Source organism: Pseudotabrizicola sediminis (assembly GCF_004745575.1).
Lineage (GTDB): Bacteria > Pseudomonadota > Alphaproteobacteria > Rhodobacterales > Rhodobacteraceae > Pseudotabrizicola > Pseudotabrizicola sediminis.
The window spans coordinates 81,601-106,659 of the sequence record NZ_RPEM01000004.1; the positions used below are offsets into that span (position 1 = coordinate 81,601).

Annotated in this window: 20 protein-coding genes; 17 read left to right on the top strand and 3 right to left on the bottom strand. The window is 63.2% G+C overall.

What is annotated here, in order from left to right; translation table 11 throughout:
* Positions 1–175 precede the first annotated feature (175 nt).
* From EEB11_RS07315 to EEB11_RS07345, 7 genes are all read left to right on the top strand, one after another.
* Entirely contained in the window at positions 176–1,201 is a 1,026-nt protein-coding gene (locus tag EEB11_RS07315; RefSeq protein ID WP_135429804.1) for a substrate-binding domain-containing protein, read from the top strand.
* 158 nt (positions 1,202–1,359) lie between these two features.
* Complete coding sequence (locus EEB11_RS07320) at positions 1,360–2,673, top strand: sugar ABC transporter permease (protein WP_135429806.1); 1,314 nt, start codon at positions 1,360–1,362, stop codon at positions 2,671–2,673.
* A gap of 10 nt (positions 2,674–2,683) precedes the next feature.
* Positions 2,684–3,445: an ATP-binding cassette domain-containing protein gene (locus EEB11_RS07325; RefSeq protein ID WP_103334254.1), complete on the top strand. Its 762-nt coding sequence runs from the start codon at positions 2,684–2,686 to the stop codon at positions 3,443–3,445.
* Positions 3,445–4,881 carry a xylulokinase gene (gene xylB, locus EEB11_RS07330; RefSeq protein ID WP_135429808.1) on the top strand — a complete coding sequence of 479 codons (1,437 nt, stop codon included), beginning with the start codon at positions 3,445–3,447 and terminating at the stop codon, positions 4,879–4,881. The genes EEB11_RS07325 and xylB overlap by 1 nt, the downstream gene beginning before the upstream one ends.
* Positions 4,878–6,179 carry a xylose isomerase gene (gene xylA / locus EEB11_RS07335; RefSeq protein ID WP_135429810.1) on the top strand — a complete coding sequence of 434 codons (1,302 nt, stop codon included), beginning with the start codon at positions 4,878–4,880 and terminating at the stop codon, positions 6,177–6,179. Before xylB ends, xylA begins: the two co-directional genes overlap by 4 nt.
* A 10-nt stretch (positions 6,180–6,189) precedes the next feature.
* Entirely contained in the window at positions 6,190–7,497 is a 1,308-nt protein-coding gene (locus EEB11_RS07340) for a vanadium-dependent haloperoxidase (protein WP_210134387.1), read from the top strand.
* The gene (locus tag EEB11_RS07345; protein WP_135429812.1) at positions 7,494–9,035 is read left to right on the top strand and encodes a CRTAC1 family protein; all 1,542 of its coding nucleotides are present in this window, start codon (positions 7,494–7,496) and stop codon (positions 9,033–9,035) included. The genes EEB11_RS07340 and EEB11_RS07345 overlap by 4 nt, the downstream gene beginning before the upstream one ends.
* Here the strand turns inward: EEB11_RS07345 and EEB11_RS07350 are convergent.
* Positions 9,025–9,894: a YihY/virulence factor BrkB family protein gene (locus EEB11_RS07350; RefSeq protein WP_167852689.1), complete on the bottom strand. Its 870-nt coding sequence runs from the start codon at positions 9,892–9,894 to the stop codon at positions 9,025–9,027. The genes EEB11_RS07345 and EEB11_RS07350 overlap by 11 nt on opposite strands.
* Positions 9,895–9,981: 87 nt before the next feature.
* On the opposite strand from EEB11_RS07350, the gene mgrA reads away from it, so the two are divergent.
* The 6 genes from mgrA (at position 9,982) to EEB11_RS07380 (ending at position 16,950) form a co-directional block, all read left to right on the top strand.
* On the top strand, positions 9,982–11,010 hold the full coding sequence (gene mgrA / locus EEB11_RS07355; protein ID WP_135429816.1) for an L-glyceraldehyde 3-phosphate reductase: 1,029 nt from the start codon (positions 9,982–9,984) through the stop codon (positions 11,008–11,010).
* A gap of 88 nt (positions 11,011–11,098) precedes the next feature.
* Positions 11,099–11,938: a flagellar motor protein MotB gene (locus tag EEB11_RS07360; RefSeq protein ID WP_135429818.1), complete on the top strand. Its 840-nt coding sequence runs from the start codon at positions 11,099–11,101 to the stop codon at positions 11,936–11,938.
* Between the two features lie 97 nt (positions 11,939–12,035).
* Entirely contained in the window at positions 12,036–13,361 is a 1,326-nt protein-coding gene (locus EEB11_RS07365) for a flagellar hook protein FlgE (protein ID WP_135429820.1), read from the top strand.
* A gap of 10 nt (positions 13,362–13,371) precedes the next feature.
* On the top strand, positions 13,372–14,802 hold the full coding sequence (gene flgK / locus EEB11_RS07370) for a flagellar hook-associated protein FlgK (protein ID WP_135429822.1): 1,431 nt from the start codon (positions 13,372–13,374) through the stop codon (positions 14,800–14,802).
* Positions 14,803–14,830: 28 nt separating this feature from the next.
* The gene (locus EEB11_RS07375) at positions 14,831–15,835 is read left to right on the top strand and encodes a flagellin family protein (RefSeq protein ID WP_135429824.1); all 1,005 of its coding nucleotides are present in this window, start codon (positions 14,831–14,833) and stop codon (positions 15,833–15,835) included.
* Positions 15,832–16,950 (top strand): flagellar basal body P-ring protein FlgI, encoded by a 1,119-nt coding sequence (locus EEB11_RS07380; protein ID WP_135429826.1) that lies wholly within the window; start codon positions 15,832–15,834, stop codon positions 16,948–16,950. The genes EEB11_RS07375 and EEB11_RS07380 overlap by 4 nt, the downstream gene beginning before the upstream one ends.
* Before the next feature lie 163 nt (positions 16,951–17,113).
* Here EEB11_RS07380 and map read toward each other — a convergent pair whose 3' ends face one another.
* Positions 17,114–17,923, bottom strand: coding sequence for a type I methionyl aminopeptidase (map, locus tag EEB11_RS07385; RefSeq protein ID WP_135429828.1), 810 nt, complete (start codon positions 17,921–17,923; stop codon positions 17,114–17,116).
* Between the two features lie 137 nt (positions 17,924–18,060).
* Here map and EEB11_RS07390 point away from each other — a divergent pair, with 137 nt between their 5' ends.
* From EEB11_RS07390 to EEB11_RS07400, 3 genes are read left to right on the top strand one after another with little or no spacing between them, the layout of a single operon-like run.
* A complete protein-coding gene (locus EEB11_RS07390; protein ID WP_135429830.1) occupies positions 18,061–18,804 on the top strand; it encodes a competence/damage-inducible protein A in 744 nt (247 codons plus the stop codon).
* Positions 18,801–19,511, top strand: a complete 711-nt coding sequence (locus tag EEB11_RS07395; RefSeq protein ID WP_135429832.1) for a GNAT family N-acetyltransferase — start codon at positions 18,801–18,803, stop codon at positions 19,509–19,511. The genes EEB11_RS07390 and EEB11_RS07395 overlap by 4 nt, the downstream gene beginning before the upstream one ends.
* Before the next feature lie 20 nt (positions 19,512–19,531).
* A complete protein-coding gene (locus EEB11_RS07400; RefSeq protein WP_245298804.1) occupies positions 19,532–20,518 on the top strand; it encodes an OmpA family protein in 987 nt (328 codons plus the stop codon).
* Positions 20,519–20,522: 4 nt separating this feature from the next.
* Here the strand turns inward: EEB11_RS07400 and EEB11_RS07405 are convergent, their stop codons facing one another.
* A complete protein-coding gene (locus EEB11_RS07405) occupies positions 20,523–21,428 on the bottom strand; it encodes a LysR family transcriptional regulator (protein ID WP_103334241.1) in 906 nt (301 codons plus the stop codon).
* 291 nt (positions 21,429–21,719) lie between these two features.
* On the opposite strand from EEB11_RS07405, the gene EEB11_RS07410 reads away from it, so the two are divergent.
* Complete coding sequence (locus EEB11_RS07410; protein WP_135429834.1) at positions 21,720–25,052, top strand: transglutaminase family protein; 3,333 nt, start codon at positions 21,720–21,722, stop codon at positions 25,050–25,052.
* Positions 25,053–25,059: the final 7 nt, after the last annotated feature.

The window sequence follows — 25,059 nt, forward strand, 5'->3', positions numbered from 1 at the left end:
ATGTACCGTCCGGAAGTTGCTGCATAGCAGCAATCGAAGGCCAGATGTTTGTATATCGCCAGCTTTGAATACTATTTTTATTTTGACAACTGAAATTAATAAGGGCAATTTTCGCCCGTATCGACGAATCCGTCGAACCAGCCATACGCTGGCTGCATCCATAGGGAGGATACACATGCGTAATGCAATCGTGCTCGCCGTGATCGCGGCGACAGGATTTTCGTCCGCTGCATTGGCAGAGGGCAAAAAGATCGGCGTTTCCTGGGGGAGCTTTCAGGAGGAGCGCTGGAAGATTGATGAAGCGGCTGTCAAAGCTGCGCTGGAAGCCGCTGGCAACGAATACGTCTCGGCCGATGCTGAATCGTCTTCCGCCAAGCAGTTGACTGATGTGGAAGCGCTGATCGCGCAGGGCGTTGACGCCCTGATCATCAACGCCTGGGACAAGGACGCGATTGCGCCCGCAATCGAGAACGCCGCCAACGAGGGCATTCCGGTTGTCGGCTATGACCGCCTGATCGAAGACGACCGCACGTTCTATCTGACGTTCGACAACGTCGGGGTGGGCCGGATCATTGCCGAAAGCGTCAAGGCCGCGGCCCCCGAAGGCAATTACGCCATCATCAAAGGCGACCCCGGCGACACCAACACCAGCTTCCTGCTGCAAGGGATGATGGAAGTGATCGGGGCCGACGTTGAGGCGGGCAAGATCACGATTGTAGGCGAAAACTTCTCCGAAGGCTGGAAGCCGGAAAACGCCCAGAAGAACATGGAACAGATCCTGACCGCTAACAACAACGACGTTGATGCGGTCCTGAGCCAGAATGACGGCATGGCCAGCGGCATCGTTGCCGCGCTGCAAGGCCAAGGGATCGTGATTCCGGTCGGCGGGCAGGACGGCGATCACGCCGCCATCAACCGGGTGGCACGCGGCACCCAGACCGTTTCGGTCTGGAAGGACGCGCGCGCACTGGGCAAGGCGGCAGGCGAAATCGCATCGGCGCTGGCAGACGGGGCCTCGCTTGACTCGATCGAGGGTGCGGGCAAGTTTTCTGGCGGGGAAAAGGGCATCGAACTGAATGCCATCCTGCTGGACCCGACCCCGCTGACCAAAGACAACCTGAATGTGGCAATTGATGCGGGCCACATCACCAAAGCCGCCGCCTGCGAAGGCGCTGTGGCTGGCGTGGTTGGCTGCGAATAAGCATGGGGCGGCGCGGCACCTTCGGGTGCCGCGCCGCACTTTTGATTTTCCGGCATCTTGCGGGCTTTGGGTGGCCCGGTGGTTGATCCGTGGCATGTGCCATACGGGGCTGCCTTTGCAGGGTGTCGCTGTCCCCCCCCTCAGCGTTGGACGATGCCATGACCAATACACCTCTTTCCGCGCCACCCACTGCGCCAAGCCACACGGCGAACGGCGGCAACCCGATCAAGCGGTTTCTGACCGCGACCGAGATTGACACCCGCCTGCTGGGCATGCTTGCCGCGCTGCTGCTGATCTGGGGCGGCTTCCACTTCTACGGGGCCGTCGTGAACGGCAACGGTGCCTTTCTGACGCCGCGCAACCTGTGGAACCTGTCGGTGCAGACATCGAGCATCGGGATCATGGCCACGGGCATGGTTCTGGTCATCGTCACCCGCAACATCGACCTGTCGGTGGGGTCGATGATCGGCGTGACCGGGATGGCAATGGGGATCTTGCAGGTGGAAATACTGCCGCCGATTCTGGGGCTGGGGCATTGGTCGATCTGGATTATCACCTGCATCGTCGGGATTATCGTGGGCACTATCATCGGCTCGCTGCATGGCTGGCTGATCGCCTATCGCGGGATACCGTCTTTCATCGTGACCTTGGGTGGGCTGATGGTCTGGCGCGGGATGGCGTTCATCTCCAACGGCGGGCGGACGATTTCGCCGGTCGACAGCACCTTTGCACTGCTGGGCGGCGGGCCGGGCGGCAGCATCGGGGCCTACGGCAGCTGGATTGTCGGGGCGGTTGCCTGCGCCGGAGTCTTGTGGCTGCTGATCAAGGGGCGCCAACAACGGATCAAGCATGAATTCCCGCTGCGCCCGATGTGGGCCGAGGTGACGCTGGGCGTGATCGGCTTTGCCGCGATCATCGGGGCGGTCTTGCTGATGAACGCCTATCCGCTGCCGCGCGGTATCCTGCGCCAGATGGATCTGCCCGACGATGCCTTTGTCTCGCACGGGTTTGCCATTCCAGTGCTGATCATGATTGGCGTGGCGATTTTGATGACCATTCTGATGACCCGCACCCGCTTTGGCCGCTATGTCTTTGCCATCGGCGGCAACCCCGAGGCGGCGGCGCTGGCGGGGATCAACACCCGCTGGATGACGATGAAGATCTTTGCGCTGATGGGGGCGCTGACCGGGCTTGCGGCGATCATCGCTTCGGCCCGTCTGAACTCGGCCACCAATGCACTGGGCACGCTGGACGAGCTCTACGTGATTGCGGCGGCGGTGATCGGCGGTACGTCATTGGCCGGGGGGGTTGGCACGATCTATGGGGCCATCCTTGGCGCGCTGGTGATGCAGTCCTTGCAATCGGGGATGGTGCTGATCGGCTTTGATGCCGCTATCCAGCGGATCGTGGTGGGCATGGTTCTGGTGCTCGCCGTTTATCTCGACAACCTTTACCGCGCCCGCACGAAGTGAGGAGGCAGACATGACCACGAACACAGGAACCCCGCTGGTCGAGATGCGCGACATCTCGATTTCCTTCGGCGGAATCAAGGCTGTCGATCACGTCAGCATCGACCTGCACCCGGGTGAGGTTGTCGGCCTGCTGGGCCACAACGGGGCCGGCAAATCCACACTGATCAAATGCCTGTCGGGCGCCTATCAGAAGGACGCCGGCGAGATCTATATCAACGGCGAGAAGGCCGAGATCAGCAATCCGCGCGACGCCCGGCATTACAATATCGAAACGATCTATCAGACGCTGGCCTTGGCCGACAATCTGGATGCGGCATCGAACCTGTTTCTGGGGCGCGAGTTGGTGACGGCGGCTGGCTTTGTCGATGACGCGCAGATGGAGGCCGAGACGCGCAAGATCATGGCGCGGCTGAACCCGAACTTCCGCAAGTTCAACGTGCCGGTGTCGGCGCTGTCAGGCGGGCAGCGGCAGTCGGTGGCCATTGCGCGCGCGGTGTATTTCAACGCCAAGATCCTGATCATGGATGAACCGACAGCGGCGCTTGGCCCGCAGGAAACCCAGATGGTGGCAGAGCTGATCCAGGAGCTGAAGCGGCAGGGCCTGGGGATTTTCCTGATCGAGCATGACATTCATGCCGTGATGGACCTGTGCGACCGCGCCGTGGTGATGAAGAACGGCCAGCGCGTGGGCACGGTGAATGTGGGCGATGTGACCGATGACGACATTCTGGGCATGATCATCATGGGTAAGAAACCTGCAAAGGCCTACTGATGTATATCGGGCTGGATCTGGGCACATCGGGGCTGAAGGGCATTCTGATGTCCGACACGCAGCAGGTGGTGGCCGAAGCCACTGCCCGCCTGACCGTGCAGCGCCCCCATGAAGGGTGGAGCGAGCAATCGCCGAACGACTGGATTGCAGCGGCAGAAACCGTGATGGATGCGCTGGCGGCGCATGGTCTGGGTTCTGTGCGCGGCATTGGCCTGTCAGGGCATATGCACGGGGCCACGCTGCTGGACGCGTCCGATCAGGTGCTGCGGCCCTGCATCCTGTGGAACGACAGCCGCAGCCATCTGGAAGCGTCGGAACTGGACGATGACCCGATGTTCCGGCGACTGACCGGCAATATTGTCTTTCCCGGCTTTACCGCGCCAAAATTGATGTGGGTGCAGACGCATGAGCCAGCCCTGTGGGCCAAGGTGGCAAAGGTGCTGCTGCCCAAGGATTACCTGCGCCTTTGGCTGACCGGCGATCATGTGAGCGAGATGTCGGATGCGGCAGGCACCTCCTGGCTGGATACAGGCGCGCGTGACTGGTCAGATGAACTGCTGACCGCCACCGGGTTGTCGCGTGACCACATGCCAAGGCTGGTAGAGGGGTCTGAGGTGTCGGGCACCCTGCGCGCAGGCCTTGCGGCGCGCTGGGGGCTGACTGGCAGCGTGGTGGTTGCGGGCGGCGGCGGCGACAATGCGGCCTCGGGCGTCGGCGTCGGCGTGGTGCGCGCAGGCGAGGCCTTTGTGTCGCTGGGCACGAGCGGAGTGCTGTTTGCGGCCAATGACGGGTATCAGCCCGACCCGGCGACGGCGGTGCATACCTTCTGCCACGCGCTGCCCGGCACCTGGCATCAAATGGGGGTGATCCTCGCCTGTACCGATGCGCTGAACTGGTTTGCGAACCTGACCGGCAGCGATGCTGCCAGCCTGACCGGCGATCTGGGGGCGTTGCAGGCCCCCGGCAGGACGCTGTTCCTGCCCTATCTGGGCGGCGAGCGGACGCCGCTGAACTCGGCTTCGGTGCGCGGGGCCTTTGTGGGCCTTGAGCATGCGACCGACCGGCAGGCGGCGACGCGGGCCATTCTGGAAGGCGTGACATTCGCCTTCCGCGATTGCCGCGATGCGCTGGCTGCCACGGGCACCAAGCTGGACTCTCTGCTGGCGGTGGGCGGCGGGTCGAAGTCCGACTACTGGCTGCGCTGCATTGCCACCGCGCTGGACTGCCCGGTGCAGGTGCCGGTAGCGGGCGATTTCGGCGGGGCGTTCGGGGCGGCGCGGCTGGCGCTGATGGCGGCCACCGGGGCCGGGGCCGAGGTGGCCACCCTGCCCGCCATCGCCCGCGTCATCGACCCCGACCCGGGCCTGAAGGACGCCTTCGAAGCGGGCCATGCCCGCCACCTTACTGCTCAATCTGCCATCAAAGGCCTGACATGACCGAATTTTTCAAAGACATCCCAGCTGTCAAATATGAGGGCGAAGCTGCAACCAGCGAATTCGCCTTCCGCCATTACAACCCCGACGAGGTGGTGCTGGGCAAGCGGATGGAAGACCACCTGCGCTTTGCGGTGGCCTATTGGCACAGCTTTGCCTGGCCCGGCGGCGACCCGTTCGGCGGCCAGACGTTCGAGCGCCCCTGGTTCGGCGACAGCATGGATCTGGCGCGGCTGAAGGCCGATGTGGCGTTCGAGATGTTCGATATTCTGGGCGTGCCGTTCTATTGCTTCCACGACGCCGATGTGCGGCCCGAAGGGGCGACCTTTGCCGAGAGCAAACGCAATCTGGATGCGATGGTCGACTACCTTGGCCAAAAGCAGGAAAGCCACAAGGCAAAGCTGCTGTGGGGCACCGCCAACCTGTTTTCCAACCGCCGCTGGATGAGCGGGGCGGCCACCAACCCCGACCCCGATGTCTATGCCTATGCCGCCGCCACGGTGAAGGCCAATATGGACGCCACCATGAAGCTGGGCGGCCAGAACTATGTGCTGTGGGGCGGGCGTGAAGGGTATGAGACGCTGCTGAACACCGACCTGGCAGCGGAACGCGCCCATGCGGGGCGCTTCCTGCAGCAGGTGGTGGAATACAAGCACAAGATCGGGTTCAAAGGCGCGATCCTGATCGAGCCAAAGCCGCAGGAACCCAGCAAGCACCAGTATGATTACGACGTGGCCACGGTCTACGGCTTCCTGAAGGATTTCGGGCTGGAGGGTGAGGTGCAGACCAACATCGAACAGGGCCATGCCATTCTGGCCGGGCATTCGTTCGAGCATGAGATTGCGATGGCGGCCAGCCTTGGGATCTTCGGGTCGATCGACATGAACCGCAACGATTACCAGTCAGGCTGGGATACCGACCAGTTCCCGAACAACCATGCCGAAAAGGCGGTGGCCTTCTATGAAATTCTGCGCGCGGGCGGCTATACCACCGGCGGCACCAATTTCGACGCCAAGATCCGGCGGCAAAGCCTTGACCCCGAAGATCTGATCCTTGCCCATGTCGGCGGGATGGACACGTGCGCGCGGGCGCTGAAATGTGCCGCGGCGATGCTGGAGTCGGACGAGATGGAGGCCAACCGCCGCACCCGCTATGCTGGGTGGGAGACCCCCGCCGCGCAGGCCATGCTGGAGGGCGGGCTGGAGGCTGCGGCGGCGCGGGTGACTGCCGAAAGGCTGGAACCACAGCCGAAATCGGGCCGGCAGGAGCGGCTGGAGAACCTGTGGAACAAATACATCTGAGGAGGGACTGATGCACCGGCGTAGGGTATTGGCTTGGGGCGCGTCGGCAGGAATTGCCGCGCTGCTGCCGGGGCGGGCGATGGCCGCCGCTGACCCGGTGCCGGTTCTGACGAACTGGACAAAGCTGACCCTGCAACTGGTGCGGCACACCGCCACCTATTCGCCCCCTGTGGCCGCGCGGGCCTTTGGCTATCTGGGCGTGACGGGGTACGAGGCGGTGGCGGCCTGTGACCCCGCGATGACCAGCCTTGCCCGGCAACTGAACGGGCTGACGCTCCTGCCATCGCCAGAGCCGGGCGCGCATGATGCGGCGGCGGTGCTGCAAGCGGCGCTGTCGGCAGCGGTGGCGCATTTCTTTGCCAACACCGGCCCGTCGGGCCAGCGGGCAATGGCGGCCATGACCCGCAGCCTGGATGCGAAGGTGACCCAAGGGCTGCCGCCCGATGTGGCCGCGCGCAGTGCAGCTCTGGGCCGAGCGATTGCCGCGCATGTCTGCGGCTGGGCCGATGGCGACGGCGGTGCGGTGGTGGAAAACATGGGCTTTCCGCAAAGCTACACGGCGGTGGATGATCCTTCGGCCTGGGTGCCGACCTCACTGGTGCGCCAGCAGCAAGCGCCCCTGTTGCCCGACTGGGGAAATGTACGGCCCTTTGCCATGCCGGCGGGCAATGCTTGCGCCCTGCCCCCGCCGCCCGCCTATAGCGAAGACCCGGGATCGGCGTTTTATGCCGAGGCGATGGAGGTCTACACGGTGACGAAGGCGCTGACCGACGAACAGGCGCTGATCGCGCGGTTCTGGTCGGATGACCCGATGCTGTCTTCGACCCCGCCGGGGCACTGGATTTTCATCGCCAATGACCTGATCACCCGGCGGCAGCTGCCGCTGGCGGTGGGGGCAGATCTGATGGCGCGGCTGGGCATCGCGATGGCCGATGCCTTCATCGGCTGCTGGCATGACAAGACCGCGTATAACCTGCTGCGCCCGGTCACCTACATTAACCGCGTGATCGACCCCGCGTGGAAGCCCTTGCTGATCACGCCGCCGTTCCCGGAATACCCTTCGGGCCATTCCACAGTATCGGGCGCGGCGGCGACCGCTTTGACTGCGGCCTTGGGGGAAGACTACACTTACGAGGACTTCACGCATGAGCGTGAGGGGCTGGACGGGCGGGCCTATGGCAGCTTCTGGCAAGCCGCCGATGAGGCGGGGATTTCGCGGCTGTATGGCGGGATTCACTTCCGGTCGGCCATCGAGCAGGGCTTGGATCAGGGCCGCTGCATCGGGGCTTATTCGGTGGCGTTAAGGACATTGGCATGACAGGCGGACTGTTCCGGGTGCTGGGTCTTGTGCTGTTGGCAGCGCCTGTTGCCGCGCAGAGCGTACTGCAGTTTGTGGAGGAAACCGGGGTTTCGGGTCTGGCACACCAGTTCACTGGCGAGTGGGAATATATGGTCGGCGGCGGGTTGGCGGCGTTTGACTGCAACGGCGATGCGCTGCCCGATCTGGCGCTGTCGGGCGGCACCGCGCCTGCGGCTTTGTTCGTGAACGAAAGCTCTGCGGGCGGGGCATTGGCCTTTGCGCCCGTTGAGTCAGGGATCGAGCTTGAGGCGGTAACGGGCACCTATCCCATCGACATCGACAGCGACGGAATCACCGATCTGGTGCTGCTGCGCGTGGGCGAGAATGTGGTGATGCGCGGGCTTGGGAACTGCCGGTTCGAGCGCGCAAATGAGGCTTGGGGCTTTGACGGTGGCGATGCATGGTCCACCGCCTTTGCCGCGATGTGGGAAACGGGGGCAACTTTGCCCACGCTGGCCATCGGCAATTACATCAACCAGCGCGAAGAGGCGTATCCTTGGGGGTCGTGCACCGACAACTGGCTGCACCGCCCGTCGGGGGCCGCTTATGCGCCCCCCCTGCCCCTGACGCCCAGCTTTTGTGCGCTGTCGATGCTGTTCACCGACTGGAACGGATCGGGGAGAAAGTCGCTGCGGGTGTCGAACGACCGCGAGTATTACGAGGGTGGAGAGGAACAGATGTGGCATCTGGACCCGGGCCAGCCGCCGCGCCTGTACACCGCCGAGGAAGGCTGGCAACGGCTGCGGATCTGGGGCATGGGCATCGCCAGCACCGATCTGGATGCCGATGGCTACCCCGAGTTTTACCTGACCAGCATGGCGGACAACAAGCTGCAACGGCTTGTCACCCCCGCCCCGGATGCCGTGCCGGAGTATACCGATGTGGCTTGGGCCAAGGGTGTGACGGCGCATCGGCCCTTCATGGGGGATGATCTGCGGCCATCAACCGGCTGGCATGCGCAGTTTGCCGATGTGAACAATGACGGGCGGGCCGATCTGTTCGTGGCCAAGGGCAATGTCTGGGAAATGCCTGATTTTGCCATGGCGGACCCCAACAATCTGCTGTTGCAGGGCGCGGATGGGGTGTTTGTGGAAAGCGCAGACACGGCGGGCGTGGCCAGCACGCAGGCCGCGCGCGGCGGCGCTGTGGTCGATCTGAACGGCGACGGTGCGCTGGATCTGGTGGTGGTCAACCGCAACGCGCCCGCACAGGTCTGGCGCAACATTGGGCAGGTCGGCAACTGGACCCGCATCGATCTGCGCCAGCCGGGGCCGAACCCCACCGGAATCGGGGCTTGGGTCGAGGTGCGGACAGGGGATCATCTGCAACGGCACGAGATCACCTCGGGCGGCGGGCATGTCAGCGGCATCTGGGGGCCGCAGCATTTTGGGCTGGGCGAGGCGGATCGGGCCGAGGTGCGGGTGATCTGGCCGGATGGGCGGATTTCCGACTGGCGCGAGGTGACCGCGAATGCGGAGGTGACGGTCAGTCCTTGAGCTCCGGGGCCGTGAGTTTTTGGGTTCTGATCTTGGGCGACGTCAGTTCGGCGTTAACCGCACCGCCGAGCAACACCGCCAGCACGCCAAGATACAGCCACATCAAAAGCGCCACCACGGCACCGATGGAGCCATATATCCGGTTGTAACTGTCAAAATTGGCCAGATAGGCCGAAAACGCAAAGCTGACTGCCGACCATGTCAGCGCCGCCACCACCACGCCGACCGACACCCGGGGCCGCCCGTTGCCCGAGGGCAGGTTGGGACCAAAGTGATACAGGATCGACAGGCAGCTGAGCACCAGCACAAACATGGCGACCCATGGCAAGATACCCAGAAACCACTCTTCCGCCGGACCGAGATTGATATAGTTCAACGCCAGCGGCACCAGAACGATGGTGGCCAGCCCAACGACGATAGCAAAAATCAGCGCCAGCGTCAGCCCGATATCGGCCACCCAGCCCCAGACCCAGCCGCGCGACGTGGCGCGGTTTACCACGTCAAGCCCGGTGATCAGCGCCGAAACTCCGGCACGTGCAGAGTAAAGCGCGATCATCAGCGAGACAAAGGTGGCCCAACCCAGCGTTGTGCGGGGTGTCGACAGCAGGCCCATGACCTGATTGTGGATCAGAAGCGCGGCATCGGTGGGCAGGAACTGCTCACCCACGTCCAGATACTCTTCAATCACCTTGGGGTCGGCCATCAGGCTGAAGATCGCGACGCTGGCGGCAAGGCCGGGAAACACCGCGAACATGGCATAAAACGCCACGCCGGCGGCAATCAGGCCGAAATGGCCGTCATTGATCCGGCCCCAGACCGCCGACAGAAAGTAAAATCCTGATACCAACCGCTGTTTCATGCGCCCATCTATGCCCGTTGTCCACCTGTGTGCAACTTGCAGAACCTGTCCTGGGGTGAAATGATAACGCCAACAGAAGGATTTCCCATGACTTACACCGCACATCCCGACCGTTATTCGCGCATGTCATATCGCCGCTGTGGCGCGTCCGGGCTGACACTGCCTGCCATCAGCCTTGGGCTATGGCACAATTTCGGGCATGACACCCCACATCAGACCAAGCGCGACATCTGCCGCACGGCCTTTGACCACGGGATCACGCATTTCGACCTGGCCAACAATTACGGCCCGCCCCCCGGCAGTGCCGAAGAGGCGTTCGGCGAGATTTTGCGGACTGACTTTGCCGGACACCGGGATGAGTTGATCATCAGCTCGAAGGCGGGCTATCTGATGTGGCAGGGGCCTTATGGCGAATGGGGCAGCCGGAAAAATCTGATCGCATCCTGTGATCAGAGCCTGAAGCGGATGGGGCTGGAGTATGTGGATATCTTCTATTCGCACCGCTTTGACCCCGACACGCCGCTGGAGGAAACCATGGGCGCGCTGGACCAGATCGTGCGGTCAGGCCGGGCGCTGTATGTAGGAATTTCCAGCTATTCCAGCGCGAAGACGCGTGAGGCGGCGGCGCTTCTGAAATCGCTTGGAACGCCCTGCGTGATCCATCAGCCCAGCTATAACATTCTGAACCGCTGGGTGGAAAAAGACGGGTTGCGCGAAACGCTGCAGGAGCTGGGAATCGGATCGATCGCCTTTACCCCGCTGGCGCAGGGGATTCTGACCAAGAAATATCTGGGCGGCATTCCGGATGGCAGCCGCGCCGCGCAAGGCAAAAGCCTGAACCCCGGCACCATCACCCCACGCGCGATTGAAAGTGTGAAAGCACTGGATGCCATCGCGCAGGCCCGCGGGCAGACGCTGGCGCAGATGGCGATTGCCTGGGTGCTGCGCGAAGAAAAGATCACCACGGCACTGATCGGCGCGTCAAAGCCGGAACAGGTGGTGGATTGCGTGGGGGCCATCCATAACCTGACCTTCACCGCCGGGGAACTGGCGCAGATTGACCAGGTGGCGGCGGAAGAAGACATCAATCTGTGGGCGCGGTCTTCGGCGGACTAAGGTCCGGAAATACCTAAAACACCAATCTTTAAGCCCCGGTTTACCGCGCCCGTGTAGACCGGGGACGGGTGTAAAAAATGGGTGTGTGATGGCAGGGCAAGCAAATGCCGCGCCAGTCATCATCAAGCGGAAGAAGAAAGTTATCGGCGGTGGCCACCACGGGGGTGCGTGGAAGGTTGCCTATGCTGATTTCGTGACGGCCATGATGGCCTTCTTCATGCTGATGTGGCTGCTGAACGCAACGACTGATCAACAACGAAAGGGAATTTCGGACTATTTCAGTCCGGTTATTCCGCTAAGCCGGGTCTCTGGCGGCGGGGATGGTGCCTTTGGTGGCGATTCCATCATGTCCGAAGATACGCTGACCCAAAGCGGCACCGGAGCGGCACCGGGCGCACCTACAAAGCAGGAAAAGGCAAAAGGTGAGTCCGGGGAAGCCGGTGAGGCGGCCGAGGCCGAGGAAGAACGGCTGGCGCAGGCGCAAAAGGCCCTTATGGCCCGCAGTGGCGAAAGCATGACGATGGAACGTTTGCTGCGCCATGTGGTCACCCGGGTGACCGACGAAGGGCTGGTGATCGAGATGTTCGATCTAGAGCAGGCCCCGTTGTTCGACGCCGAAACCGCCAATCCGACGCAGACCCTGCGCGATCTGTCACAGGTGCTGGCCGAGGTGTTGCAGGCCACCCGCAATGATCTGGCTGTGGGCGGGCATGTGCGCAGCTATCCGATGATGTTGCGCGAAAATCCGGTCTGGCCGCTGTCTGCGGCCCGGGCACAGGCGGGCCGCACGCTGTTGCAGGGCCAAGGAGTACAAGACAGCCGCTTTGCCCGCGTCACCGGTTTTGCCGACCGCAAACCGCTGACCCCGGACCCGTCGGTGATCCGAAACAACCGGCTGGAGGTGATCTTGCTGCGAAACGACCGCTAGCCGGTTTCGTCAAACTGTCGATATTAGCTGGCTGTTAATCGCCATGTTGCAGGGTGCGAGGCACATAGAGGCATCGACCTGTAGAAAGGCGGCATTGATGACTATTTCTTCCTCGCTGAACGCGGGCGTTGCAGGCTTGAGCGCGAATGCGACCAGGCTTGCAACCATTTCTGACAACATCGCCAACGCGTCGACCTTTGGCTACAAACGGGCCGCGACCGAATTTGAAAGCATGGTGCTTTCGGCAGGCGGCGGCGGCGGCAAATACTCGGCCGGCGGCGTGCGCGCATCCAGCCAACGGCTGATTGATGAACAGGGCGGCCTTGTCGGCACGTCTAACGCGCTGGATATTGCCGTGGCGGGGCGTGGCATGCTGCCGGTGATGCCTGCCGTGCGGCTGACCGGAAACGCCACTGGCGCGCAACCCATGCTGATGACCACGACCGGGTCGTTCCGGATGGACAAGGATGGCGTTCTGCGCACCGATTCCGGGCTGGTGCTGATGGGCGTGCCCGCTGACCGCAACGGCAACATCCCGGATTTCTCACGCGATACGACATCGGGACTGCGGCCGGTGGTGATTGCCACCAACCAAACCGCCGCCGATCCGACCACGACCGTCAGCCTTGCCGTCAACCTTCCTGCAGCAGAAACCAACGTCGGGTCGCCGGGGGGCGAGATTCCACTGCGGGTGGAGTATTACACCAATACCGGCACCGCGCAGTCGCTGGGGCTCAGCTTTACGCCGGTCGTACCGGTAGCCCCTGCCACCGCCGCATCCAACAGCTGGACGCTTGAAGTCACCGACAGCGCCCTCGGCGGGGCAGTCATTGGAACATATACGCTGGTATTTGATACCACCGGCACGGCTGGCGGCACGTTGGCATCGGTCACCACCGTGACAGGCGGTGCCTATGATCCGGCCACAGGCGCGATGACTCTTCCTGTTGCCGCAACCGGCGGCCCCATCGCGCTGACCATCGGCCGCATTGGCGAGCCGGGAGGGCTGACCCAGTTGGGTGACAAGTTTGTGCCCGGCAATGTGTCGAAAAACGGCTCGCCCACCGGCACTTTGACCGGGCTTGAAATTGACGAGAATGGCTATCTGATGGCAAGTTTTGACACCGGCTTCATACGCCGGGTGTACCAGATTCCGCTGGTCGATGTGCCCAATCTGAACGGGTTGACCGCGCTCAGCGCCCAGACCTTCGAAATCTCTTCTGCCTCTGGGGCCTTTTTCCTGTGGAACGCTGGCGAAGGGCCGACCGGCAGTATTCAGGGCTTTGCCCGCGAAGGATCGACCACTGATATCGCCGCGGAACTGACCGCGCTGATCACCACCCAGCGGGCCTATTCGTCAAACGCCAAGGTAATCCAGACGGTTGATGAAATGCTGCAGGAAACCACCAATATCAAACGGTAAGGGTCGATAGATGAGCATTGCATCTGCGCTAAACTCGGCCCTGTCCGGGCTGTCCGCTACATCACGGATGGCCGATGTCACCGCCAACAACGTCTCGAACGCCCTGACCGAAGGCTATGCCCGGCGCGAGGTGCAGCTTTCGGCCAGCAGTCGTGGTCTGGGCGGTGGCGGGGTTTCGGTCACCGGGATTGCCCGACAGATCGACAGCTTGCTGTTGCAGGATCTGCGGCTGGCGTCGGCGGCCATGGGCGGACGCGCCACGGCATCTGCGTTCCTGTCACGCATGGATCAGGTGATGGGAACCGCTGATCAGGACGGGTCCCTGTCGGCGCGGATTGCCACCTTTGAACGCAGCCTGGTCGAGGCGGCGGCCCGGCCAGAGGTGGATGCACGGCTTGCCTCGGTGGTCGACGCTGCCCGCAGCCTGACCCAAGAGCTTGGTCAGATTGCCGAGGCGATCCAGACCGAACGGCAGGCCGCCGATACAAAGATCGCGCTGGATGTCAGGCGGCTGAATGATGCGCTGGCCGGGGTGGCGGAACTGAACACCCGCATTCAGACTTTTGCTGCATCCGGGCGTGAGACCAGTGCGCTGAAAGACCAGCGCCAGCAGTTGGTCGATTCGATTTCTGCCATCGTCCCGGTGCGCGAAGCGCTGCGCGAAAATGACAAGATCGCGCTTTACACCACCGGCGGCACAATCCTGCTGGAAGGGCAGCCGGTTCAGATCGTCTTTTCGGCGACTGCGATGATCACGCCCGAGCTGTCACTGGCCGCTGGCACCCTGTCGGGCCTGACGGTGAACGGCAAGCCCCTGACCACAACGCCGGCGGGTGGCAGGCTGGGCGAAGGGCGGCTGTCGGCGCTGTTCGATCTGCGCGACCGGCAGGCTCCGGAGGCTCAGGCCAATCTGGATGCGTTGGCCCGCGACCTGATCGAGCGGGTGGCTGATCCCGCTGTTGACCCCACCCGCGCGCCCGGCGCGCCAGCCCTGTTCACCGACAACGGCAGCGCTTTTGTCCCGCTGAACGAGATCGGGCTGGCCGGGCGCATCACGCTGAACCCGCTGGTCGAGCCGGACTCGGGCGGTGCCCTGTGGCGGTTGCGCGATGGCCTGGGTGCGGCGGCACCCGGCCCCGTAGGCTTTGAAGGGCGACTGACTGCAGTGTCTGGCGCGCTGAGCGCGGTGCGGGTGCAGGCCTCGGGCGGCCTGTCGCCCGGCGCACGCAGCCTGGCGGGCTTTGCGTCCGACATTGCATCAATGCAAGCGGTCAACCGGTTGAGCGCAGAATCCGGCACCGCCTTTGCCGGTGCCCGCGCCGAGGGTCTGAGATCCGCGCTGCTGCGCGATGGGGTCGATACCGATCAGGAAATGCAGAACTTGCTGATGATCGAACAGGCCTATGCCGCGAATGCAAAGGTCATCCAGACAGTCGACTAACTGATCAAAATTCTGCTGGGGTTGTGACATGACGATGATATCTGCCGGCGATCTGGCCCAGTCCCTGCTGCTGAAATCGCAGACGTCCCGCCTGAAGGGCGACCTGGGTCGTCTGACCGAGGAATTCGCCTCCGGCCGCATCAGCGATGTCGCGGCCACGCTGAACGGCGATCTTACCCGCCTGACATCGGTGTCGCGCGACCGCACAATGACCAAAGGCTATCAATCCGCCGCGCGCGAGGCGGCAGCGCACAGTGCCGCGATGCAATCGGCGCTGGCCACGGTAGCCGCCACGACAAAGGCGATGGTGGCCCCCTTGCTGACGGCCTCGCAGTTGAGCACCGAAGACAACGTCGCCCTGACCGGCGTGGATGCGCGCGGACGACTGGATACGGTTCTGGCAAGCATGAACGTGACGTCGGGCGGGCGGTCACTGTTTTCCGGACAGGCGATAAATCAGCCTTCGGTCGCCGGGGCCGACACGATCCTGCCCGCGCTGCGCGCCGAGTTGGTTGGGGCCACCACCGCGCAAGAGGCGATGGACCGGATTTCCAATTGGTTTGATGACCCCGCAGGCTATCGCGCTCTGGCTTATCAGGGCGGCGTGCCGCTGGGATCGGTGGCCGTGTCGGCGACCGACCGGGTCTGGCTGGCAGTCACCGCCGAAGATCCGGCCTTCCGCGCCATGCTCAAGGGCATGACTGCGGCGGCGCTGCTGGGTGACCCTGCCTCTCCCCTGCCCGCAACCGAGACGAAGAAGCTTGCGCGCCTTTCAGCCGAAGCGCTGCTGACCGGAAATGATGACATGACCACCCTTGCCGCGCAGCTTGGCATTTCCGAGGGTCGGATCGAGGCCGCGCAAAGCCGCAATGCGGTGGATCTGTTGGCGCAGGAAATGGCGCAAGGCGATCTGGTCCGCAGCGACCCCGAACGTCTGGCAATCGAGCTGGAAGCGGTACAGACCAATCTGGAATCGCTTTATGCGATCACGGCGCGGCTGTCGCGCATGTCGCTGACGGATTTCCTGCGATGATCCGCCGGCTGGTCATTGTCCTGCTCGCACTGTGCTGTGGCCCGGCGCTGGCAGACGAGATCCGGTTAACGGATCAAGTGCGGATCAAGGATCTTGTCGAATTCGACGGGGTGCGGGGCAATGATCTGGTGGGATACGGTCTGGTTGTCGGGCTCAATGGCACCGGTGACGGGATCCGCAATGCGCCCTTTACCGAAGAGATCATGTCGAACCTCCTGGAACGGCTGGGCGTGAACGTGGCCGGTGAGGCGTATCGTCCAAGGAACGTGGCCGCAGTCTTTGTTACCGCAAGCCTGCCGCCCTTTGCCCGGGCCGGCGGGCGGATCGACGTGACGGTTTCGGCCATCGGCGATTCCAAAAGTCTGCTGGGCGGCACCCTGGTGATGACCCCGCTGAACGGCGCGGATGGTCAGATCTATGCCGTGGCGCAGGGCACGATCATTGCCGGCGGCATCGCCGCCGAAGGGGAGGCCGCGCGGGTGGTGCAAGGTGTGCCAACCGCCGGGGTCATCCCCTCTGGCGCACGGGTGGAGCGGGAGATTGATTTTGACTTCACCATGTTGCAGTCAATCCGGCTGGCATTGCGTAACCCGGACTTCACCACCGCCTCGCGAATTGAAACGGTACTGAACCGCGAATTCGGGCCGCGCTTTGCGGTAATGCTGGATTCCGGCACGGTGGAGATGAATGTAGCAGTGGCAGGCATGCGCTCGCCTGCGCATGTCATCGGGCAGATCGAGAATCTGACCATTTCGCCCGAAACCCGCGCGCGGGTGGTGGTCGACCAACGGTCGGGCACCATTGTGATCGGGCAAGATGTGCGGATCAGCCGGGTCGCAGTGGCGCAGGGCAACCTGGCCGTGCGGATTGAAGAAGCACCGATGGTGGTTCAGCCCAACCCCTTTGCCGAAGGGGAAACGATGGTGGTTCCGCGCACGAATGTCGAGATAAACCGCGATCCAGGCAACGGGCTGGCCGAAGTCTCTGGCGGCACGTCCCTGTCTGAACTGGTGACCGGGCTGAACGCGCTCGGCGTGGCCCCGCATGACATGATCGACATCCTGAAAAGCATCAAGGCAGCCGGGGCATTGCACGCGGACTTTGTGGTGAACTGAATGCACCCTATCAGGTTCGAAGACGCTTGTTCCGGCAAACACTTGCGCGGTGCCAATAGACCGGCGGGTCTGTGGTCACACGCCAGACAAAGGTGGCTTGCCGTCACAGGCGGCGGAGTGGGGTGCGATCCGCCTGCGCTTGCCCCCGTGCTGGCCCGGACGTTCAGCCCCAGGTCGGGTGAAAGCGGCCTGCGGGGGACAGGGTGAAGATCTCGCAGCCCGTGGCGGTGACGCCGACCGAATGCTCGAACTGCGCCGACAGCGATCTGTCACGGGTCACCGCAGTCCAGTCATCAGCAAGAACCTTGGTTTCGGGACGGCCAAGGTTCACCATCGGCTCGATGGTGAAGAACATGCCTTTTTCCAACACCGCGCCACCACCGGGGCGGCCATAGTGCAGCACATTGGGGGGCGCGTGGAACACCCGGCCCAAACCATGGCCGCAGAAATCGCGCACCACCGACATGCGGTTCGCCTCGACATAGGTTTGAATCGCATGACCGATATCACCAAAGGTGTTGCCCGGCATCACGGTGGCAATGCCGCGCATCAGGCCTTCATGGGTCACGTCGATCAGCCGTTCGGCCTTGCGCGGCAGATTGCCGGCGACATACATCCGACTGGTATCGCCGAACCAGCCATCAACGATCACCGTCACATCAACGTTGAGGATATCGCCATCGGCCAGCAACTTGCCACCCGGAATGCCATGGCAAACCACATGATTGACCGAGATGCAGGACGCGTGCCGATACCCTTTGTAGCCGATCGTGGCCGAGGTCACGCCACGCCGTTCGATGTCTTGGCGGATGAAATCATCCAGCTCTGCCGTGGTCGCCCCCGGTTTGACCAGCTCGGCCACCGCGTCAAGGATCTCGGCCGCGACCTGTCCTGCGGCGCGCATTCCGGCGAAATCGGCATCTTCATAGATGCGGATTCCGTCTTTGGTGATGCGCCCGGCTGTATCGTGCATGTCATATGTCCTTTGCATGCTGCCCTAAATAGGCAAATCGGTACTGCTTGACCAGAGGGGCACAAGACCGCAGAGCAGGGTTTGAAACGCGACCCGCCCGGCCTATACCCGGACAGGATCAAGAAAAGGAAAATGTGATGGAAAATCGGGCGACACATCCTTCTGGAAATCCTTCTGCCGCAATGCTGGTGATTGGCGATGAAATCCTGTCGGGCCGCACCCGCGACTCGAACATGCACTACCTTGCAGGCGAGCTGACCCGCCACGGCATCCGCCTGATGGAGGTGAGGGTGGTGGCCGATGATCACGACACCATCGTGTCGGCCGTCAATGCGCTGCGCGCCGGGTATGATCATCTGTTCACCAGCGGCGGCATCGGGCCGACGCATGATGACATCACGGCTGAGGCGATTGCCGCGGCCTTTGGCGTGGACATCAGCCAGCGCGCTGATGCGCTGGCGCTGCTGGCCGCACATTATGACCGCGCAGGGCTGGAGTTCAACGAAGCCCGCAGGCGCATGGCCCGCATTCCCGATGGCGCGGCACTCATCGACAACCCGGTCAGCACGGCGCCGGGGTTCAGCATCGGCAATGTGCATGTGATGGCGGGGGTGCCCAATATCTTTCAGGCGATGGTGGCCAGCGTGCTGCCAACCCTGACCGGCGGCGCGCCCTTGCTGAGCCAGTCTCTGCGCGTCAACCGTGGCGAGGGTGAGGTGGCGGGGCCGTTTGGTCAGCTTGCGGCAGAGTTTCCCGACCTGAGCATGGGGTCGTATCCCTTCATTCAGAATGGCGCGCATGGCACAAATCTGGTGATCCGGGGCATCGATGCCGGGCAGATCGACACCGCGATGACCCGGCTGGCGGCGCTGTTCGGATGACACCCGAGACGCTGGCGGATGTGATGGAACAGACCTGGCCCCCTGCGCGGGCCTTCCCGGTCGGGCCATGGTGCATCCGCGATGGGCAAGGCGGCGGCAAGCGGGTGTGTGCGGCAACCGCCGGGCCGGGCTGGAGCGATGAGGCGATCCCGGAAGCCGAAGCGGCGATGGCAGCGCTGGGACAGGAGGCACTGTTTCTGATCCGGCAAGGCGATGATGGGCTGGATCAGGCATTGCAGTCGCGCGGCTACCGGGTGGTCGATCCGGTGGTGGCCTATGCAGCCCCCTGCGCCCTGCTGGCTGACCCCGCCCCACCGCCGATGGCGGCCTTTGCGCATTGGCCGCCGTTGGCGATATGCGCCGAAATCTGGCGCGATGGCGGCATCGGGCCGGCACGGCTGGCGGTTATGCAACGGGCTTTGGCACCGAAATGCGTTGTTCTAGGGCGGGTCAATGACCAGCCCACCGGCGTTGCTTTTGTGGCGATCCATCAGGGGGTGGCGATGTTGCATGCGTTAGAGGTGCGCAGCAAAGCCCGTCGGCAGGGTTCCGCGCACCATATCCTGCGGGCAGCGGCAGGCTGGGCGCAACAGAACGGGGCGGACAGTCTGACGATGGTGGTCACGGTCGCGAACAGCCCGGCGCGCAACCTCTATGCTTCCCTTGGGATGGGGGTTGTGGGACAGTATCATTATCGGCAGCGATAAGCCCGAAGAGGCGACGGCAGGTGAAACAGACCCGAAACACCTTTCTTGCAGCGCTTGCGCTGACGCTTGTGGCACCCATCGGGCTGGCACAGGGAGTTACGCTGGACATGCCCTTTGCGGCGGTGCCGAGCGTGGACAAGACTGAAACGCTGACCTCTTACGCCCTGCCGGTTGCGGCCTTTTCAAATGGCGCTGTGCCCACCCGCACGGTCGAAGGCCCGCTGCGACAGACCGCATGGCGGATCGATGCGGCTGGGGCCACGACACTGGAACTGCTGGCCCCCCTGCGCACACAGCTGACCACAGCAGGTTTCAAAACGGTCTTTGAATGCGAAGCGGCGGCGTGTGGCGGCTTTGATTTCCGCTATGGTACGCAGATCCTGCCGGAACCCGAGATGCATGTCGATCTGGGCGATTACCGATTTTTCGCGGCAGCGCGGGGGGACGAGGTGGTCAGCCTGATCGTCAGCCGGACGGCGGCAGCGGGTTTTGTGCAGCTGATCCATGTCGGCGGGCCGGTCAGCGCAACCCCCTTGCTGACCAAATCGACCAAGGCTCCGGATGGCAGCGCGCAGGTGACAGCGCAGCCCGCTGCCGCTGCACAGGCCCCTTTCGGGGAACGTCTGATGTCAGGTGGTGCGGTCGCGCTGGAGGATCTGGTGTTTACCTCCGGCTCTTCGACGCTAGCCGAAGGGCCGTTTGCGTCGCTTACCGCCTTGGCCAACTGGTTGCGCCAGAACCCCGAAACGACCGTCGCGCTGGTGGGACATACCGATGCGTCAGGCGGGTTGGAGGGCAATATCGCCCTGTCGCGCAAACGCGCCGAGGCGGCTCGGCAGGTTCTGATCGGCACCGAGGACATTCCGGCCGCACAGTTGGAAGCGCAGGGCGTGGGCTATCTGGCCCCACGCAGCAGCAACCTGACCGAACACGGTCGTGAGAGAAACCGAAGGGTCGAAGTCATCGTGACCTCGACCCTGATGCCGTCACCGGAAAACGATCAGTAGTGGGTCACCACTTGTCAGGGCCTTTGTCCGAATATCGGCGGGCCAGAAAGTCGATAAAGGCTCGCACCTTGGGCTGGGTAAAGCGACCCGGCGGGTAGACGGCATAGATGCCCAGAACCTCGGTCGGCAGACCGGGCAGCGCCTCTTCGATCTGGCCGGCCTTCATCGCTTCGGCGTACAGAAAGCTGGGCAGATAGGCGATGCCAAGGCCGGAGATTGCCGCATTCAGCAGCGACTGGCCGTCATTGACCGTCAGCCAGCCTGCCGTGCGGACCTGACGCTTTTCGCCTGACGGAGCGGTGATCTTCCACACATTGCCATTGGCCTGATTCGAATAGTGCAGCAGTTTGTGTTCGTTCAGGTCATCGATCTTGAGCGGACGGCCATAGCGCTGGAAATAGCTGGGCGACGCGATCATCCGCTTGGTCGTGTCCGTCAGCTTGCGGGCGCGCAGGGAGCTGTCTTCCAGCTCACCCACGCGGATTGCCATGTCAAAACCTTCGCTGATCAGTTCGACGTAGCGATTGTTCAGCACCATATTCACGGTGATATCGGGGTATTCCAGCAGGAAATCACCCAGAATGGGCGACAGCAGGTTGACCCCGAAATCGGTGGCCACGCTGATGCGCAACAATCCCGATGGTGCCGATTGCATCGAGGTGACCAGTGCATCCGCCTCTCCGGCGTCGTTCAGAACCCGGCGGGCGCGGTCGTAATAGGCAAGGCCGATCTCGGTGGGGCTGACGCGCCGGGTGGTCCGGTTCAACAGTCGCGCGCCAAGCCGCGCTTCGAGGGCCGAGACGTGCTTTGACACGGCAGATTTGGAGATACCCATTTTTTTTGCCGCATCGGTGAAGCCGCCCTGGTCAACGACCGTCGCGAAGGCTTCCATTTCAGTCAATCGGTCCATTTTTATCCCCAGCAGGCAGCAATACGGGTTCGTAGGTTGGTAGTGATCCCGAAATCAGGCAGGATCACGGCACTCGTGCGTCCTATCCGGGGAATTCCCGCGCACCGTTCCGGAAGGGGAAACAAACGATCGCCGCGCAAAGTTCCGCATTTGCACAATCCCTGCGCAGTCATTTTGGAAACGATTGGGATTTGTGCAACAGTAAGGCGGCAAACGTGACATACAGGGCTATCTACATATATAAACCGATGCTGCTGCTATGCAGAACCTGACCTCACGAGAAGTAACCGAATGTCGATCAAGGCCGCGATTCATCATCTGACGCATTACAAATATGACCGTCCGGTCACGCTGGGGCCGCAGGTCATTCGTCTGCGCCCTGCCCCGCACAGCCGGACCCGGGTGATCTCACATTCGCTCAAGGTCAGTCCGGGCGGGCATTTCGTGAACCACCAGCAGGATCCGTTCGGCAACTGGCTGGCGCGCTTCGTGTTTCCCGAGCCGGTGCGCGAGTTCAAGATTGAGGTCGATCTGGTCGCCGACATGGCGATCTACAACCCGTTCGATTTCTTTGTCGAAGAGGCGGCGGAAACATGGCCGTTCGAGTATCCGATCGATCTGACAGATGATCTGGAAATTTACCGACGGGCCGAGCCTGCAGGGCCGCTGTTGCAGGCGTTTCTGGCTTCGGTGCCGAAAGACCGGGTGCGCAGCGTCGATTTCGTGGTGAACCTGAATGCGCAGGTGGCAGGACACTTGCGCTATACCATCCGGATGGAGCCCGGCGTGCAGACGCCCGAGGAAACGCTGGGTGTGCAAAGCGGGTCGTGCCGTGATTCCAGCTGGCTTCTGGTGCAGGCGCTGCGGCATCTGGGCTTTGCCGCGCGGTTTGTGTCGGGCTATCTGATCCAGCTGAAACCAGATCTGAAGGCGCTGGACGGCCCATCGGGCACCGAAGTAGACTTCACCGATCTGCACGCGTGGTGCGAGGTGTATCTGCCGGGTGCGGGCTGGGTGGGCCTTGACCCGACCAGCGGCCTTTTGGCCGGCGAAAGCCATATCCCGCTGGCCGCGACCCCGCATTACCGCAACGCTGCCCCGATTTCAGGCATGGCGAGCTTTGCCGAGGTCGATTTCGCGTTTGACATGACTGTGGCCCGCGTGGCCGAACATCCGCGCATCACCAAACCGTTCAGCGATGAGGCCTGGGATCAGCTGAATGCGCTGGGGCAAAAGGTGGATTCAGCCCTTGATGCGGGGGATGTGCGCCTGACAATGGGCGGCGAGCCAACCTTTGTTTCCATTGACGATTTCGAGGCGGAAGAGTGGAATACCGCCGCAGTCGGCCCCACCAAGCGCGTGCTGGCCGACCAGTTGATCCGCCGCCTGCGCGACCGTTTTGCGCCAGGCGGGTTTTTGCATTACGGGCAGGGCAAATGGTATCCCGGCGAAACGCTGCCGCGCTGGACGTTCTCGCTGTACTGGCGCACCGATGGTCAGCCGATCTGGTCCGACCCCGCCCTGATCGCCGAAGAGGGCGCGCAGACAGGGGTGACCACAGAGGATGCCCAGCGTCTGCTGGCACAGATCGCCGAGGATCTGGCGCTGGAGGCCGACTGCATCGTGCCCGCCTATGAGGACCCGGCGCAATGGCTGGTCAAAGAGGCCAACCTGCCCGACAATGTGACCCCGGCCAATTCCAAGCTGAAAGACCCCGAGGAACGGCATCGTCTGGCCACCGTGTTCAACCGCGGGCTGACCAACCCTTCGGGCTTTGTGCTGCCGGTGCAAAGCTGGCAATCACAGGCCTCGGGCCGCCGCTGGCGGACCGAAAAATGGAAGCTGCGGCGCGGGCACATGTTCCTGGTGCCCGGTGACAGCCCGGTGGGCTACCGTCTGCCGCTGGAAAGCCTGCCTTGGCTGCCGCCGTCGCAATACCCCTATATCAACCCGGTTGATCCCACGGTTGACCGCGCACCGCTGCCCACCCCGAACAGCCCGGACGTGACCGAACAGCGCCCGCAAGCCTCTGCCAGCTTTACCGCCGGGGGCGCGCAGGGCGCGATGGTTGAACAAGGCTCTGGCGAAAAGGAGTTGGATGGCCACATCCGCACTGCCCTGTCGGTGGAACCGCGCGACGGGCGGCTGTGCGTGTTCATGCCGCCGGTGGTATCGGTGGAGGATTACCTTGAACTGGTGCGCGCCGCGGAAGAGGCGGCGAAAAAGCTGGGCCTTCAGGTCCATATCGAAGGTTATGCCCCACCGCATGACCCGCGCCTGAACGTGATCCGCGTCGCCCCCGATCCGGGCGTGATCGAGGTGAACGTGCATCCCGCCCACAACTGGCAGGACTGCGTCGATATCACGAGCGCCGTCTATGAAGAGGCGCGCCAGTGCCGCCTTGGTGCCGACAAGTTCATGATCGACGGCAAGCATGCCGGAACGGGGGGCGGCAACCATGTGGTCGTCGGCGGGGCCACACCCAATGACAGCCCCTTCCTGCGCCGGCCTGACCTGCTTCGCAGCCTGATCCTGCACTGGAACCGGCACCCATCGCTGTCTTACCTGTTTTCGGGCCTGTTCATCGGGCCAACAAGCCAAGCCCCGCGCATGGACGAGGCGCGGCACGATGCGCTGTATGAAATGGAAATCGCGCTGGCGCAGATCCCCGCCCCCGGGCAGGGTGCCGCCCCGATGCCATGGCTGGTGGACCGGCTGCTGCGCAACATGCTGACCGATGTCACCGGCAACACCCACCGGGCCGAGATCTGCATCGACAAGCTGTTCTCGCCTGACGGCCCCACCGGGCGCCTCGGTCTGGTCGAATTCCGCGGCTTCGAGATGCCGCCAGACCCACGCATGAGCCTGTCGCAGCAACTGCTGATCCGCGCGCTGATCGCCCGGTTCTGGGCCAGCCCGGCGCAGGGGGAAATGACCCGCTGGGGCACCGCCCTGCACGACCGTTTCATGCTGCCGCACCATGTCTGGCAGGATTTCCGCGATGTGCTGGCCGACCTTGCGCAACACGGCTTCGCGCTCGATGAGGCCTGGTTCAAGGCGCAGGCCGAATTCCGCTTCCCGTTCTGCGGCGAGGTGGAATACGAAGGCGTACATCTGGAACTGCGTCAGGCGCTGGAACCCTGGCATGTGCTTGGCGAGACCGGGGCCATCGGCGGCACCGTGCGCTACACCGACAGTTCGACCGAACGGTTGCAGGTCAAGCTGACCGCGCCCGACCCGTCACGGTATCAGGTGCTGTGCAACGGTCGCATGATGCCGCTGACCGGTGTGGGGGCTGGTGAGGCTGTGGCGGGCCTGCGCTACAAGGCGTGGCAGCCGTCATCGGCGATCCACCCAGTGCTGCCGGTCGATGCGCCGCTGACCTTTGACATTTATGATACATGGTCAGCGCGCCCGCTTGGCGGCTGCGTCTATCATGTCGCCCATCCGGGCGGGCGCAACTACGACACCTTCCCCGTCAACGGCAATGAGGCCGAGGCGCGGCGGCTGGCGCGGTTCGAGGCGGGCGGCCATCGCCCCGGTCATCATCCGCGCCCCATTCCGGAACGCCCGCACCGGGAATTCCCGCTGACGCTTGACCTGAGGCGGCCCATAGGTCTCTAGTCCGGCG

What these genes read in the sequence shown, in the direction of transcription:
- EEB11_RS07315 (WP_135429804.1), top strand. Translation starts at nt 176, where the DNA reads ATGCGTAATGCAATCGTGCTCGCCGTGATCGCGGCGACAGGATTTTCG.
- EEB11_RS07320 (WP_135429806.1), top strand. Translation starts at nt 1,360, where the DNA reads ATGACCAATACACCTCTTTCCGCGCCACCCACTGCGCCAAGCCACACG.
- EEB11_RS07325 (WP_103334254.1), top strand. Translation starts at nt 2,684, where the DNA reads ATGACCACGAACACAGGAACCCCGCTGGTCGAGATGCGCGACATCTCG.
- xylB (WP_135429808.1), top strand. Translation starts at nt 3,445, where the DNA reads ATGTATATCGGGCTGGATCTGGGCACATCGGGGCTGAAGGGCATTCTG.
- xylA (WP_135429810.1), top strand. Translation starts at nt 4,878, where the DNA reads ATGACCGAATTTTTCAAAGACATCCCAGCTGTCAAATATGAGGGCGAA.
- EEB11_RS07340 (WP_210134387.1), top strand. Translation starts at nt 6,190, where the DNA reads ATGCACCGGCGTAGGGTATTGGCTTGGGGCGCGTCGGCAGGAATTGCC.
- EEB11_RS07345 (WP_135429812.1), top strand. Translation starts at nt 7,494, where the DNA reads ATGACAGGCGGACTGTTCCGGGTGCTGGGTCTTGTGCTGTTGGCAGCG.
- EEB11_RS07350 (WP_167852689.1), bottom strand. Translation starts at nt 9,894, where the DNA reads ATGAAACAGCGGTTGGTATCAGGATTTTACTTTCTGTCGGCGGTCTGG.
- mgrA (WP_135429816.1), top strand. Translation starts at nt 9,982, where the DNA reads ATGACTTACACCGCACATCCCGACCGTTATTCGCGCATGTCATATCGC.
- EEB11_RS07360 (WP_135429818.1), top strand. Translation starts at nt 11,099, where the DNA reads ATGGCAGGGCAAGCAAATGCCGCGCCAGTCATCATCAAGCGGAAGAAG.
- EEB11_RS07365 (WP_135429820.1), top strand. Translation starts at nt 12,036, where the DNA reads ATGACTATTTCTTCCTCGCTGAACGCGGGCGTTGCAGGCTTGAGCGCG.
- flgK (WP_135429822.1), top strand. Translation starts at nt 13,372, where the DNA reads ATGAGCATTGCATCTGCGCTAAACTCGGCCCTGTCCGGGCTGTCCGCT.
- EEB11_RS07375 (WP_135429824.1), top strand. Translation starts at nt 14,831, where the DNA reads ATGACGATGATATCTGCCGGCGATCTGGCCCAGTCCCTGCTGCTGAAA.
- EEB11_RS07380 (WP_135429826.1), top strand. Translation starts at nt 15,832, where the DNA reads ATGATCCGCCGGCTGGTCATTGTCCTGCTCGCACTGTGCTGTGGCCCG.
- map (WP_135429828.1), bottom strand. Translation starts at nt 17,923, where the DNA reads ATGCACGATACAGCCGGGCGCATCACCAAAGACGGAATCCGCATCTAT.
- EEB11_RS07390 (WP_135429830.1), top strand. Translation starts at nt 18,061, where the DNA reads ATGGAAAATCGGGCGACACATCCTTCTGGAAATCCTTCTGCCGCAATG.
- EEB11_RS07395 (WP_135429832.1), top strand. Translation starts at nt 18,801, where the DNA reads ATGACACCCGAGACGCTGGCGGATGTGATGGAACAGACCTGGCCCCCT.
- EEB11_RS07405 (WP_103334241.1), bottom strand. Translation starts at nt 21,428, where the DNA reads ATGGACCGATTGACTGAAATGGAAGCCTTCGCGACGGTCGTTGACCAG.
- EEB11_RS07410 (WP_135429834.1), top strand. Translation starts at nt 21,720, where the DNA reads ATGTCGATCAAGGCCGCGATTCATCATCTGACGCATTACAAATATGAC.